We start from the raw sequence: 13257 nt of genomic DNA on the forward strand, positions 1-13257 counted from the left end.
CCTCCTTATGGGGTTTCGATGCGCCGCTGCAGCAGGTTGATCAGCAGCAATAGGACGAAGGAAACCACCAGCATCAGCACGCCGATGGAGGTGGCGCCGGTGTAGTCGTATTGGTCGAGCTTGACCATGATCAACAGCGGCAGGATCTCGGTTTTCATCGGCATGTTGCCGGCGATGAAAATCACCGAACCGTACTCGCCCACGCCACGGGCAAAGGCCAGGGCGAAGCCGGTCAACCAGGCCGGCAACAACGCCGGCACCAGGATGTGGCGGAACACCTGCCACGGCTTGGCACCCAGGCAGGCGGCGGCTTCTTCCACTTCACGGGGAATATCGGCCAGCACCGGCTGCACCGTGCGCACCACGAACGGCAACGTCACGAAGGTCAGCGCCAGGGTGATGCCCAACGGGGTGTAGGCGATCTTGAAGCCCAGGTCGGTGGCGAACTGGCCCACCAGGCCGGTCGGCGCGTACAACGCCGTCAAGGCAATACCGGCCACGGCGGTGGGCAGGGCGAACGGCAAGTCGATCATCGCGTCGATGATCTTGCGGCCGGGGAAGGTGTAGCGCACCAGCACCCAGGCCAGCAGCGTGCCGATCACGCCGTTGATGACCGCGGCGTACAGCGCGGTACCGAAACTGAGTTTCAAGGCCGCCAGCACCCGCGGCGCCGAGATGATCGCCCAGAACTGTTCCCAGGTGAGTTGGGCGGCATGCACGAACATCGCCGCCAGGGGTATGAGCACAATCAGACTGAGGTACACCAGGGTGTAGCCCAGCGTCAGCCCGAAGCCGGGTATGACGGGGGATATGCGACGCGACATAGAAGTCCTTGGTTTACTGTGGGAGCGAGCTTGCTCGCGATAGCGGTGCATCAGTCAACATCAATGCAAACTGAACCGACGCCATCGCGAGCAAGCTCGCTCCCACAGGTTTGTGGCTTAACTGGCAGACACTAAGACAAGCCGCAGCTTACTGCGCCTGATAGATCTGGTCGAACACGCCGCCATCGTTGAAGAATTTCGGTTGGGCAGTTTTCCAGCCGCCGAAGTCCTTGTCGATGGTCACCAGCTCCACCTTTGGAAATTGCCGGGCGTACTTGGCGGCCACGTCCTTGTCACGCGGGCGATAGTAGTTTTTCGCGGCGATTTCCTGGCCGGCCGGGCTGTATAGGTGCTTGAGGTACGCCTCGGCGATCTCGGCATTGCCCTTTTTCTCGGCGTTCTTGTCCACCACCGCCACCGGCGGCTCGGCGAGGATCGACAGCGACGGCACGACGATGTCGAACTTGTCGGCGCCACCGTCTTCCTTGAGCGCCAGGAAGGCCTCGTTTTCCCAGGCCAGCAACACGTCGCCCTGACCGTTGTTGACGAAGGTAATGGTCGAGCCACGGGCACCGGTATCAAGGATCGGCACGTGCTTGAACAATGCCTGCACGTATTCCTTGGCCTTGGCTTCGTCACCCCCATTGGCCTTCAGGCCGTAGGCCCAGGCGGCGAGGAAGTTCCAGCGCGCACCGCCGGAGGTCTTCGGGTTCGGGGTGATGACCGACACGTCGTTCTTGATCAGGTCGCCCCAATCCTTGATGCCCTTGGGGTTGCCCTTGCGCACCAGAAACACGATGGTGGACGTGTAAGGCGTGCTGGCATCCGGCAGGCGTGTCTGCCAGTCCGCTGGCAGGGACTTGCCCAGCTTGGCGATTTCATCGATGTCGCCGGCCAGGGCCAGGGTCACCACGTCGGCCCGCAGACCGTCGATCACCGCCCGGCCTTGCTTGCCCGAACCACCGTGGGACTGCTGGATCTTCACGCTGTCGTCCGGATGCGCTTTCTTCCAGAAATTGACGAATTCGGCGTTGTAATCCTGGTAAAGCTCGCGCGTCGGGTCGTAGGACACGTTGAGCAGCTCGTAATCCTTGGCGACGGCGGAACCTGCAAAAACAGCACTGGCCAGCGCGGCCAGGGCATAACGACGAATGGACGACATGGTGAAAGCTCCTGGAATTCTGGTTTTCTTATGGCTTCTGGAAATTCGTTAGGCTTGTGGAAAAAGATCGCAGTCTTCGGCAGCGCCTACACCTAGCCCCCCGTAGGAGCTGCCGAAGGCTGCGATCTTTTGGTTTTCAAGACGGTTTATGGCTCGGTTGCTGCAGCCGGAACTTTTCCTTGCGTTCGATCTGGACCACCTGGGCGTTGTGCACGGTGATTTCCACTGCCCCAAAGCGTAGATCGCGCAACGCGCTCTGGATCTCGCGCAAGATGGTTGCTTCGTCCTGGCCGTCAACGCTACGTAGAGATGCGCTCATGCTGCTGCTCCTTTGAATGAATGCCTGGCAGTGGGCGGCACTGCTTGCGGCGTGGGAGCAATACTAGATAAGTGCGGATATTCTTAAAAAGACTATTTAAGAATTTTTATATAACTAAAATGTTATTGGGCTTTCACTGCCCTGCGGCGCGGGTTAGCGCGCCTATCAAAGGCAACACAAAACAACTGTGGGAGCGAGCTCGCTCGCGATAGCGGCGTATCAGTCAACATCAATGCCACCGATGATCAAACAATGACCGGCGCGCAATCCCAATCCAACTGCGCCGCCGCCACCGGCCGGCCAAACCAGTAGCCCTGCCCCAGCTCACACGCCTGTCCAAGCAAAAAGGCCGCCTGTTCGCGCTGTTCAATGCCCTCGACATGCACTTGCATGCCCATGCTGTGGGCCAGGGCGATGATCACCCGGACGATCGCCGCGTCATCCTCATCCCATGGCAACCCCGCGACAAAGCCCTGGTCGATCTTGAGCTTCTGCACCGGCAAGCGTTTGAGCCGCAGCAGCGACGAGTAGCCCGTACCGAAATCGTCGATGGCCAGGCGCACGCCCAACTCCCGCAGGCGGTGCATCTGCTCCAGCGCCACCTCCGGGTCTTCCATCACCGCGCTTTCCGTCACTTCCAGTTCCAGGCAGGCCGGATCCAGGCCCGTGTCGTGCAACACCTGGGCAACCTGCTCGTACAACTCGCGATGGGCAAACAACCGACTCGAGACGTTGACAGCGACGAACGACAACGCCACGCCGGCCTGCTGCCACCGGCACATCTGCCGACAGGCCTGGTCCATGACCCAGGCATCGACCTGAGCAATCAGGCCGGTACGCTCGGCGATGGGAATGAACTCGGCCGGCGACACCAGCCCCCGCGTGGGATGCTCCCAGCGCACCAGCGCCTCGACACCGATCAGACGGCTGCTCGCCAGGTCGTGTACTGGCTGGTAATGAACTCGCAACTCCTGCTGCTGCAGCGCGCGACGCAGTTCGAAGGCAATTTCGACCCGTTGCTGCGCATGGGCGGTGAGTTCTTCGGTATACAGGGCGTAGCCGTCGCGTCCGGCGCTCTTGGCCTTGAACAACGCCGAATCGGCATTGCGCAACAACTGCCCGGCGTTCAGGGCATCGCCGGGAAACAGGCTGATGCCGATGCTGGCGTTGATGAACAACGCGTGCTCATCGAACCGCAGCGGTTCTTTCAAGGCGTCGAGGATGCGCCGGGCCAACGCCGCGGCCTGGCCAGGCTGGGAACAGTTTTCCACCAGCACCGCAAACTCGTCGCCCCCCAGCCGGGCCAGGGTCACGCCCGGGGCAAACAGCCCGCGAAATCGCTCGGCCACGCCCTTGAGCAACTCGTCGCCGACATTGTGGCCGAGGCTGTCATTGATGTTCTTGAAGTGATCCAGGTCCACCAGCAACAGGGCACAGCCACGCTTGTGCAACTGCGCCGACGCCAGGGCCTGCTCGGTGCGATCGGAAAACAGCAGGCGGTTGGGCAAGCCTGTCAGCGGGTCGTGATGGGCCAGATAGGCCAGTTCGTGCTCGGAATCCTTGATGGCGCTGATGTCCGAAAACACCGCGACATAATGGCTGACTTGGCCGTTGTCATCGTGAATGACGCGGATCGTCTGCCATTGCGGGTAGATTTCACCACTTTTACGCCGATTCCAGATCTCGCCGCTCCACTCGCCCAGGCTGACCAGGGCGCCAAACATGTCGCGGTAGAAATCCGGCCCATGGCGACCGGACTTGAACAGATTGGGTCGCTGGCCCAGCACTTCGTCCCGGGCATAACCGGTGATCGCCATGAAAGCCCGGTTCACATGCACGATCAGGCCGTTGCGGTCGGTCACCAACACCCCTTCGCGGGTGCAATCGAAGACGGCGGCGGCCTGGCGCAGGCGCTCGCGATCGGCACCGTGCTCGCCCTTGGCGAAAAACCGCGAGATCCGCGCCCGGGCCAGGAAGATCAGCCCGGCGCTGAACAGGATCCAGGCATACCCGTTGATCAGGAGCCAGCGCTGCCTGTCAGCGAATTGATCGAAGAAACTGCTCAATAAATAACCAATCAGCTGCAGCCAGACGACTGACAGTACGAGGTAAAGCAGCGCTACGCGCATGGCACTGAGTTGATAGGCAGGCATTCGGCCATCCATGTCCTTACAAAGAGGTGGATTATAGAGGAAGAAACATTCAGCCACTCTTATCTGAAAGGCCGACTGGTTTTATCCGTGGGGCTGGTGATAATGCAACGGCGGTTTCTATCTTTATCGAGGGCCCTACAGCCTATGTGGTACGAAGGTTTTCTTGGCTTGTCGGCCTGGTCACTGGTGGCAGTCACCCTGCTGATGACCCACGTCACGATCATTGCCGTCACGGTCTATCTGCACCGTTATTCGGCACATCGCTCTCTGGAGCTCAACGCAGGTCTCAAACATTTCTTCCGTTTCTGGCTGTGGCTGACCACGGCGCAGAACACCCGCGAGTGGACCGCCATCCACCGCAAGCATCACGCCAAGTGCGAAACCGAGGATGACCCTCACAGTCCGGTCATCAAGGGCTTGTCCACCGTGCTGCGCAAAGGCGCCGAGCTGTATCGCGCCGAAGCGGAAAACCCGGAAACCCTGCGCATCTACGGCAAGAACTGCCCCGACGACTGGATCGAGCGCAACCTCTACAGCCGCTTCCCGCTGCTGGGCGTGGCGATCATGGGCGTCATCGACCTGCTGCTGTTCGGCACCATCGGCATCACCATCTGGGCCATCCAGATGATGTGGATTCCCGTCTGGGCCGCTGGCGTGGTCAACGGCCTGGGCCATGCCGTGGGCTACCGCAACTTCGAATGCCGCGACGCGGCGACCAACCTGGTGCCCTGGGGCATCCTGATCGGCGGCGAAGAACTGCACAACAACCACCACACCTACCCCAACTCGGCCAAGCTGTCGGTACGCAAATGGGAGTTCGACCTGGGCTGGGCCTGGATCCGGGTGTTCAGTTTCCTGCGCCTGGCCAAGGTCCAGCGCGTTGCGCCGATCGCCCACCGGGTCGAAGGCAAGGGCCACCTGGACATGGACACGGCCATGGCGATCCTCAACAACCGCTTCCAGATCATGGCGCAGTACCGCCGGCTGGTCATCGCGCCGCTGGTCAAGCAGGAACTGGAAAAGGTCGATCACTCGGTGCGTCACCAGTTCCACCGGGCCAAACGGCTGCTGTCGCGGGAAACCAGCCTGCTGGATGACCGTCACCACGTGCGAATCCAGAACATGCTCGAACACAGCCAGGCACTGAAGGTCATCTACGAGAAACGCCTGGCCTTGCAGCAGATCTGGGTCAAGACCAGCAGCAACGGCCATGACATGCTCGCGGCCATCAAGGAATGGGTCCACGAAGCCGAGGCCAGCGGCATCCAGTCCCTGCGGGACTTCGCCGATCAGCTCAAGACCTACTCGCTACGGCCTGCCACGGCCTGACACCGACCAGCCCTGCCATCAGGTGGGGCTTTTCTTTCCAACGCGCCCCTGTGATGAGAAATTATCCCGCCGGGCCGGGCCGTAGGAGCTGACGAGTGCAACGAGGCTGCGATCTTTCCCCTGCCCATTGAGTCCAAAGCAAAAGCTCAAGATCAAAAGATCGCAGCCTGCGGCAGCTCCTACTTGTATCACCGCCCCGCCCTTCGTCGCCTGAAAAGGAACTTCGTCCCGAATCCCCTATCTCAAAGAGCACTTCGCCATCCAGGCGGGATTTGGAGAAAAGTGCGTGCAAAACAACAGCAGTGCACGTTCTTTGAGATTTGTGCCGATGGTCGACAAGAACCTACAGGATTACGCCCTACCTCATTGGCCCGAGGCGGCCCAGACGCTCATGGCGCTGATGCACGCCCAAGGCGAAGTGGCGCGCCTGAGCGAACGTGAGCAACTGTTCAGCTCGCTGCTGGTCAGCGTCAATGCCGTGTTGTGGGCGTTCAACTGGGAAACCCGGCAAGTGCTGTATGTCAGCCCCGCTTACGAACGGATCTTCGGCCGCCCCGCCGGCCTGGTCCTGGCTGACTACAACGAATGGCGCGACGCAATTTATCCCGACGACCTGGAGTACGCCGAACGCAGCCTGGCCGAAGTCCTGGTCAAGGGGGCCGTCGAAGACCGTGAATACCGCATCATCGCCGGCGATGGCCAGGTTCGCTGGCTGAGCGACAAATGCTTCATCAACCGCCAGGCCGAGCCAGGGCAACCGGTGATCGTGGTCGGCATCGCCGAGGACATCACCGAAAAGAAGCTCTTGGAAAGTGAGCTGCAGCGATTGGCAACCACCGATGTGCTGACCCAGAGCAGCAATCGCCGGCACTTTTTCGAATGCGCCCACCGAGAGTTCGAGCAGGCGCGGCTACAAGGGACGCCCATGGCGTTCCTGTTGCTGGACATCGATGACTTCAAGGTGATCAACGACACCTACGGTCATCAGGAAGGCGATACCGTGTTGCAGAAGATCGCCGAAAGCGGCCGGTCCGTGCTCCGACGCGGCGACCTGTTCGGGCGGATCGGTGGCGAAGAGTTCGCTGCGGTGTTCCCTGGCTGCCCCCCCGACATGGCATTGCAAGTGGCCGAGCGGTTGCAGCGGGAAATCCAGCGCCTGATGTTCCGCTGCGGCGAACAGACCTTCGGCATTACTGTCAGCCAGGGCCTGACCGCCATTACCCCCGAAGACCCGTCCCTCGACAGCCTGTTCTCCCGCGCCGACGCGGCCATGTACGAAGCCAAGCGCAGGGGGAAGAACCGCATCATCGCGGCTTGACGCCAATCGCAGTACAGTTGAACCCAGTCATGCAGTGGATCCTGTGGGAGCGAGCTTGCTCGCGATGAGGGCCTGACATTCACTGATGGAGTGACCGTCATGCCGCCATCGCGAGCAAGCTCGCTCCCACAGGGTCAGGTGGCGGTGCTACTTGCGGCGCAACCGCATCAGTTCCGGCAACCCGATCTTCAGCAACCGCGCCGTGCGCCCCCGGGCCAGTTCCTCAAGCCCTTCATGCTCGGTCAGATGGGCCATCTGCGCCGCCATGTTCATCACCAGCGCCTCGCGGGAATAGACCCCGCCACCCAGGCTATAGGCCGCCGCGATCAACTCACGCAACTCCAGCGGCAGGCGCCAGCGAGTGCGCAGCGCCGAGCCGAAGCCGGCGCCGTATTGATCGAGGGCGTTCCCGACTTCCTCCAACTCATCCAGTTCGCCCCCCGCCTGCGTCCATTCCTCCAGGCAACGCAGCAGCGCCAGATCGCCCAGGCGATGCAACAGCCCCGCGCAGTAACAACGCTCCTGTTCCAGATCCAGCAACCGTGCCAGGATCCGGGCGTACTCGGCGGTGTGTAGCGACAATTCCCAGTAGCGCTTGGCATAGTCCGCCAGACAGGGAACGGTGAGCCGGGCGCAGCGCTTGAGGGTCAGGCCGAGGATCAGGTTCATGCTCTGCCCGGTGCCGAGCTGGTGCAGCGCCTGGGCCACCGTCTGCACCGGACCGCCACCCTGATGCTGGGCAGCGCTATTGGCCGCCGCAATCAGCACCCCAGTGATTTGCGGGTCGGTGCGGATCTCTTCTTCCAGCAGTTTCAGATCCAGGCCCGTGGGGTTGAGGCAGCGCTTGACCGCCACCTGCACATCGGTCATCAGCGGTGCGCCTTCGGACAGATCACGCCGTCGTTCCAGAAAGGCTACCAGGGTCAGCCCCGGGCCGGGGACTGGCACATCGCCGACGGTTTCTTCAGTGCCACTCAACAGCAACCCTTGCAAACGCAGGGTCAGGCTTTCCCGGTTCAACGGCTTGGTCAAATACGCCGTCGGCGCCAGTGGAACGACCTCACGCACACTGGCGCTGTCGTTACGCCGACTCATCAGAATGAACGGTAACGGCGTAGCTCGATGCTGTTGACGAAGACCACGCAGGATCGTCAGGCCATCGACACCCGGCAGCTCCCAATCGGCGATGACCAGGTCGTACGCGTTATGCGCCAGCAAATCCAGGGCCTGTTGCCCCTCGCCGCAGGTGTCCACTCGGGCATCGCAGCGCACGCCCGACAGCACTTGCTCAAGCATCTCCCGGGACGCCGGGTCGGCCTCGGCGATCAACACACGGGGTACAGCGGGTAAAACCACAGCAGTCATGCAACATCGCTCCCTTGCCATACATGCACCTTAGACAATGAAGGCCGTTCCAGACAGCTCAAACCTGCGGGATATGCCCGCGGATATGAAAAAACCCGCCGAAGCGGGTTTTTTTGTGGATCAGTGCACAGTCGGCGTTCGCCGGATCAGAGCTCGGAGAAGCACTCTTCGATGATCGCCAGGCCTTTGTCCAGTTGCTCGTCCGGCGAGGTCAGCGGCACCAGCACCCGCAGAACGTTGCCGTAGGTGCCGCAGGACAGCAGGATCAGGCCCTTGTCACGTGCCTTGGCCACCACCTGGGCCACTGCCGCTGCGTTCGGCTTGTGGGTGTCGCCGTTTTCGAACAGTTCCACGGCGATCATCGCGCCCAGGGCACGTACCTCACCGATGACCGGATACTTTTTCTGGATGGCCTTGAGGCCCGTGACCAGACGCTCGCCCACAGCCTTGCAGCGATCCAGCAGGTGTTCTTCTTCAAACACGTCCATCACCGCCAGCGCCGCCGCGCAAGCGATCGGGCTACCGGCGTAGGTGCCGCCCAGGCCACCTGGGGCGATGGCATCCATGTACTCGGCCTTGCCGCACACACCGGCCAACGGGAAGCCGCCAGCGATGGATTTGGCGAAGGTGGTCAGGTCGGCGGCAACGCCCATCTGTTCCATGGCGAAGAAGGTGCCGGTACGGCCGGCACCGGTCTGCACTTCGTCAGCGATCAGCAGGATGCCGTGCTGGTCGCACAGGGCGCGCAGGCGCTGCATGAATGCCTTGGGCGCAACGTAGAAACCACCCTCGCCCTGCACCGGCTCGATGATGATGGCGGCGATGTCACGGGGCTCGGCGTCGTTCTTGAAGATGCGCTCGATGCTGGCGATGGAATCGTCGATGCTCACGCCGTGCAGCTCGTTCGGGTACAGCGCACGGAAGATACCGCCGGGCATCAGGCCCATGCCAGCCGAGTACGGTACGACTTTACCGGTCAGGCCCAGGGTCATCATGGTGCGACCGTGGTACGCGCCGGTGAAAGCGATCACACCGGCACGACCCGTGGCGGCACGGGCGATTTTCACGGCGTTTTCCACCGCTTCGGAACCGGTGGTGACCAGCAGGGTTTTCTTGGCGAAATCACCCGGGACCTTGGCGTTGATTTTTTCGCACAGTTCCACGTACGGCTCGTAGGCCAGGACCTGGAAGCAGGTGTGGGTCAACTTGTTCAACTGCGCGGTCACGGCGGCGATGATTTTCGGGTGCACGTGACCGGTGTTCAGCACGGCGATACCGCCAGCGAAGTCGATGAATTCACGACCTTCAACGTCGGTCACCGTGGCGTTCTTCGCCGACTCGGCAAAGATCGGGTGAATCTGGCCGACGCCGCGTGGAACAGCGGCGGTGCGGCGGGCCATCAGGTCTGCGTTGGTCTTGCTCATTAAAATGTCCTCATTCGCCGCTCATCGGTCGGCGTAGTTCAAGGAATACATGGCGGGGAGACAACGGCGACAGCATGCGATGATCGACTGCCGCAGCGTTCCGGCCACAGGAAACAGAACGGGTGAAACGCGCAAAGGGACAGCGCTCTCGTGCCCTTTGCGCTTGAAGCGGATCAGATACCCAGGCAGAGGTATTTGATTTCCAGGTAGTCCTCGATGCCGTACTTGGAGCCTTCACGGCCCAGGCCCGAGGCCTTGATGCCGCCGAACGGCGCGACTTCGTTGGAAATCAACCCGGTGTTGACGCCGACCATGCCGTATTCCAGGGCTTCAGCCACACGGAACACACGGCCCAGGTCGCGGGCATAGAAGTACGAAGCCAGGCCGAACTCGGTGTCGTTGGACATCGCGATCACTTCGGCTTCGTCTTTGAAGCGGAACAGCGGTGCCAGCGGGCCGAAGGTTTCTTCCTTCGCCACAGCGGCGTTCTTCGGCACGTTGGTCAGGATGGTCGGCTCGAAGAAGTTGCCTTCCATCGCCTTGCCGCCCGACAGCACGGTCGCGCCTTTGCTGACCGCATCGGCAATGTGCTCTTGCACCTTGGCGACCGCTTTCTCATCGATCAAGGGACCTGTGGTGGTGCCCTCGTCCAGACCGTTGCCGATCTTGAGCTTGGCCACCGCCACTTTCAGTTTCTCGGCGAACGCGTCGTACACCGAATCCTGGATGTACAGGCGGTTGGCGCAGACGCAGGTCTGGCCGTTGTTGCGGTATTTGGAAATGATCGCGCCTTCGACGGCCTTATCCAGGTCCGCGTCGTCGAACACGATGAACGGCGCGTTGCCGCCCAGTTCCAGGGAAACTTTCTTGATGTCCTTGGCACATTCGGCCATCAGCTGGCGACCGATCTCGGTCGAGCCGGTGAAGGACAGCTTGCGCACGATCGGGTTGCTGGTCAGCTCGCCGCCGATGTCGCCGGCGCTGCCGGTGACCACGCTCAACACGCCTTGCGGAATGCCGGCACGGTGCGCCAGTTCCACCAGGGCCAGGGCCGAGAACGGGGTTTGCGAAGCCGGCTTGATGACCATGGTGCAGCCGGCGGCCAGGGCCGGACCGGCCTTGCGGGTGATCATCGCGGCGGGGAAGTTCCACGGGGTAATGGCCGCGGTCACGCCGATCGGCTGCTTGATCACGATCAGACGCTTGTCGGGCTGGTGGCCGGGAATCACGTCACCGTAGATGCGCTTGGCTTCCTCGGCGAACCATTCGATGAACGAGGCGGCATAGACGATCTCGCCCTTGGCCTCGGCCAGCGGTTTGCCTTGTTCCAGGGTCATCAGGCGACCGAGGTCGTCCTGGTTTTCGATCAGCAATTCGTACCAGCGGCGCAGCTTGTTGGCGCGCTCCTTGGCGGTCAGTGCACGCCAGGCCGGCAGTGCCTTGTCGGCGGCTTCAATCGCCCGGCGGGTTTCGGCCGCGCCCATCTTCGGCACGGTGCCCAACACTTCGCCCGTGGCCGGGTTGGTGACCTTGATCGTCTGACCATTGTCCGCATCGACCCAAGCGCCATCGATAAAGGCTTGCTGGCGGAACAACTGGGTGTCTTTAAGCTGCATGTCGGCTTTCCTTAACAGCACCGCGCGCACGCGGAGCGAATTTGATTTGTAGAAAGGCGCCTCGGGGGCTGCCGTCAGGGAAATCATTCACCGGGCTGAAGCACAGAAATAACGCACATAAGCACAGACGTGCGGTTCAGCACCCAGACAAGAGCGTTTGAAATCTCAAACGAATCCTAGGGCCGATGGGGGTGAAGGACAATAGCCTGTTCGAAAAAAAGAACGAAAAAACCGAATTTGCCCGCTTTTTCTGATCAGCGTAGCCAACACCCGGCGAGCTGCCCAAAAACGCAGGCGATTCAGCAGCATGGACGCCCGCCATGCATATGAGTATCATGGCGCCCGCGTCGCACCAGTAGCTCAGCTGGATAGAGTACTGCCCTCCGAAGGCAGGGGTCGTGGGTTCGAATCCCGCCTGGTGCACCATCTTCAGAATCAAAAGCCCCAGGTCGCAAGACCTGGGGCTTTTTTGTGGGCGCCGATCTCACTCAACGCTTGCGCAACGCCTCCAACCGCGCCGGCAGGTCTTCCTCGGGAAAGCGTTTTTGCAACGCCAGCAGTTTCTCATCAGCGGCCTTGCTCTCACCCGCCTCGCGCAAGCGCAGGATCTCCATCAGGCCTTGCTCCAGCGATGGCAATGCTGCCGGCGCGGGTTTGCTCATTTTCGCCGCGGGCTTTTCCGCCAAGGATTGCACCGGGCTTGCCGGGGCCCGGGCCAGTTCGCCCTGGGGCGCCATGGGGGTGGCCGGGGCGGGCATGGCCGGTGGTGGTGCGGCGGCAACGGCAGGCGCTTGCCGATCGGCGGAAAACTCCATCGAGGCGGGTGAGGCCAGCTCCTCGTGGGGCACGGGTGAGCGCACTACCAGGCCGATCAACAGCGCCACACCGGCGACCGTGGCGAATGCCATTTGCCAGCGTGGCCGTTGGCAGGCTTGCAGCCAGCGTTGCCACAGGCTTGGCGTGGGCGTCGGTGCTTCGCGACGGGCGGTGGCCAGGATGAAGGTGTCCAGGGAAGCCGGCGGCTCGCCGCTGGTGTGTTGGCGGAAATGCTCGATCAGCACTTCGTCGTTGGGATCCGGGGTGTGCTTGGGGTCGATCATGCGGGTACCTCCTCGGCCAGCAGTCGCTGCAATTTCTGCTGGGCGTAACGCAAGCGGCTTTTGACCGTTTCCAGCGGGGCGCCGGTCAGGGCGGCAATCTGTGGCAGCTCCAGGTCGCCATGCAGGCGCAGCAGGAAGACCTCTCGCTGATCCTCGGGCAAGGCCTGCAACGCGGCGTCGAGACGCGCCTGGTCGCGGCTCAGGCTCAGCTGTCGCTCGGGGCTGCCGGTGTCGTCGGGCTGGACGTGCAGTTGCTCGTCATAACTGTCGTGCAACGGGTTGTGGACACCGTGTTTGCGCCACTGGTCGATCAAGCGGTTGCGGGCGATCTGGAACAACCAGGTACGAAAACTCGCCCGGCCTTGTGGCTGGGTGGTGCTGCGAATCAGGCTGAGCCAGGTGTCCTGGAAAACCTCCTCGGCCAGCTCGGCTTTGTTGCTCAAGGACAGCAGGAAACGGTAAAGCCCTTGCCGATGACGGGCGTACAGGACTTCGAAAGAAGCCCCGTCGCCATTGCGGTAGCGGGCCAGCAGCGATTCGTCGCTGGGAGAATCAAGCGCAGCGGGCATGTGGGGGGCGAACTCCTTTCCGGTCATTGCAACACAATCCTGGCAGACAACAAGGGAGCCCTGTGGGAGCGAGCTTGC

11 protein-coding genes and 1 tRNA gene are annotated in these 13257 nt (G+C 61.8%); 3 read left to right on the forward strand and 9 right to left on the reverse strand.

Annotated elements, in window-relative coordinates; all coding sequences use genetic code 11:
* Positions 1–5 precede the first annotated feature (5 nt).
* The 4 genes from cysT to dibA all read right to left on the reverse strand — a co-directional run bounded on the left by cysT (position 6) and on the right by dibA (position 4458).
* Positions 6–824 (reverse strand): sulfate ABC transporter permease subunit CysT, encoded by an 819-nt coding sequence (cysT, locus tag BLU85_RS28220; protein WP_003186964.1) that lies wholly within the window; start codon positions 822–824, stop codon positions 6–8.
* A gap of 148 nt (positions 825–972) precedes the next feature.
* On the reverse strand, positions 973–1986 hold the full coding sequence (locus BLU85_RS28225; RefSeq protein WP_060739763.1) for a sulfate ABC transporter substrate-binding protein: 1014 nt from the start codon (positions 1984–1986) through the stop codon (positions 973–975).
* 136 nt (positions 1987–2122) lie between these two features.
* Positions 2123–2305, reverse strand: a complete 183-nt coding sequence (gene oscA, locus BLU85_RS28230) for a sulfur starvation response protein OscA (RefSeq protein WP_003186967.1) — start codon at positions 2303–2305, stop codon at positions 2123–2125.
* A gap of 245 nt (positions 2306–2550) precedes the next feature.
* Positions 2551–4458, reverse strand: coding sequence for a phosphodiesterase DibA (gene dibA / locus BLU85_RS28235; RefSeq protein ID WP_092204967.1), 1908 nt, complete (start codon positions 4456–4458; stop codon positions 2551–2553).
* Positions 4459–4602: 144 nt separating this feature from the next.
* On the opposite strand from dibA, the gene desA reads away from it, so the two are divergent.
* Both desA and BLU85_RS28245 read left to right on the forward strand, forming a co-directional pair.
* Positions 4603–5787 (forward strand): delta-9 fatty acid desaturase DesA, encoded by a 1185-nt coding sequence (gene desA, locus BLU85_RS28240; protein WP_092176300.1) that lies wholly within the window; start codon positions 4603–4605, stop codon positions 5785–5787.
* A gap of 328 nt (positions 5788–6115) precedes the next feature.
* Positions 6116–7105, forward strand: coding sequence for a GGDEF domain-containing protein (locus tag BLU85_RS28245; protein WP_092204968.1), 990 nt, complete (start codon positions 6116–6118; stop codon positions 7103–7105).
* Positions 7106–7252: 147 nt separating this feature from the next.
* Here BLU85_RS28245 and BLU85_RS28250 read toward each other — a convergent pair whose 3' ends face one another.
* The 3 genes from BLU85_RS28250 to gabD all read right to left on the reverse strand — a co-directional run bounded on the left by BLU85_RS28250 (position 7253) and on the right by gabD (position 11510).
* Entirely contained in the window at positions 7253–8470 is a 1218-nt protein-coding gene (locus tag BLU85_RS28250) for an HDOD domain-containing protein (RefSeq protein WP_092204969.1), read from the reverse strand.
* Positions 8471–8616: 146 nt separating this feature from the next.
* Positions 8617–9894 (reverse strand): 4-aminobutyrate--2-oxoglutarate transaminase, encoded by a 1278-nt coding sequence (gene gabT, locus BLU85_RS28255; RefSeq protein ID WP_092204970.1) that lies wholly within the window; start codon positions 9892–9894, stop codon positions 8617–8619.
* Between the two features lie 173 nt (positions 9895–10067).
* A complete protein-coding gene (gabD, locus tag BLU85_RS28260) occupies positions 10068–11510 on the reverse strand; it encodes an NADP-dependent succinate-semialdehyde dehydrogenase (protein WP_092204971.1) in 1443 nt (480 codons plus the stop codon).
* Positions 11511–11859: 349 nt separating this feature from the next.
* Here gabD and BLU85_RS28265 point away from each other — a divergent pair.
* Positions 11860–11936: transfer RNA gene (locus BLU85_RS28265), tRNA-Arg, on the forward strand.
* Between the two features lie 62 nt (positions 11937–11998).
* Here BLU85_RS28265 and BLU85_RS28270 read toward each other — a convergent pair.
* Together BLU85_RS28270 and BLU85_RS28275 are read right to left on the reverse strand one after the other, a co-directional pair.
* The gene (locus tag BLU85_RS28270; protein WP_092204972.1) at positions 11999–12610 is read right to left on the reverse strand and encodes a hypothetical protein; all 612 of its coding nucleotides are present in this window, start codon (positions 12608–12610) and stop codon (positions 11999–12001) included.
* A complete protein-coding gene (locus BLU85_RS28275; protein ID WP_092204983.1) occupies positions 12607–13179 on the reverse strand; it encodes an RNA polymerase sigma factor in 573 nt (190 codons plus the stop codon). Before BLU85_RS28275 ends, BLU85_RS28270 begins: the two co-directional genes overlap by 4 nt.
* Positions 13180–13257: the final 78 nt, after the last annotated feature.

Source organism: Pseudomonas sp. NFACC14, from assembly GCF_900106885.1.
In the GTDB taxonomy this organism is placed as follows: domain Bacteria; phylum Pseudomonadota; class Gammaproteobacteria; order Pseudomonadales; family Pseudomonadaceae; genus Aquipseudomonas; species Aquipseudomonas fluorescens_AA.

Bases quoted from the DNA above. Each gene is read 5' to 3' on its own strand.
- BLU85_RS28270 (WP_092204972.1), bottom strand. From the start codon at position 12,610: ATGATCGACCCCAAGCACACCCCGGATCCCAACGACGAAGTGCTGATC.
- cysT (WP_003186964.1), bottom strand. From the start codon at position 824: ATGTCGCGTCGCATATCCCCCGTCATACCCGGCTTCGGGCTGACGCTG.
- BLU85_RS28225 (WP_060739763.1), bottom strand. From the start codon at position 1,986: ATGTCGTCCATTCGTCGTTATGCCCTGGCCGCGCTGGCCAGTGCTGTT.
- BLU85_RS28245 (WP_092204968.1), top strand. From the start codon at position 6,116: ATGGTCGACAAGAACCTACAGGATTACGCCCTACCTCATTGGCCCGAG.
- gabT (WP_092204970.1), bottom strand. From the start codon at position 9,894: ATGAGCAAGACCAACGCAGACCTGATGGCCCGCCGCACCGCCGCTGTT.
- dibA (WP_092204967.1), bottom strand. From the start codon at position 4,458: ATGCCTGCCTATCAACTCAGTGCCATGCGCGTAGCGCTGCTTTACCTC.
- BLU85_RS28275 (WP_092204983.1), bottom strand. From the start codon at position 13,179: ATGCCCGCTGCGCTTGATTCTCCCAGCGACGAATCGCTGCTGGCCCGC.
- gabD (WP_092204971.1), bottom strand. From the start codon at position 11,510: ATGCAGCTTAAAGACACCCAGTTGTTCCGCCAGCAAGCCTTTATCGAT.
- BLU85_RS28250 (WP_092204969.1), bottom strand. From the start codon at position 8,470: ATGACTGCTGTGGTTTTACCCGCTGTACCCCGTGTGTTGATCGCCGAG.
- desA (WP_092176300.1), top strand. From the start codon at position 4,603: ATGTGGTACGAAGGTTTTCTTGGCTTGTCGGCCTGGTCACTGGTGGCA.
- oscA (WP_003186967.1), bottom strand. From the start codon at position 2,305: ATGAGCGCATCTCTACGTAGCGTTGACGGCCAGGACGAAGCAACCATC.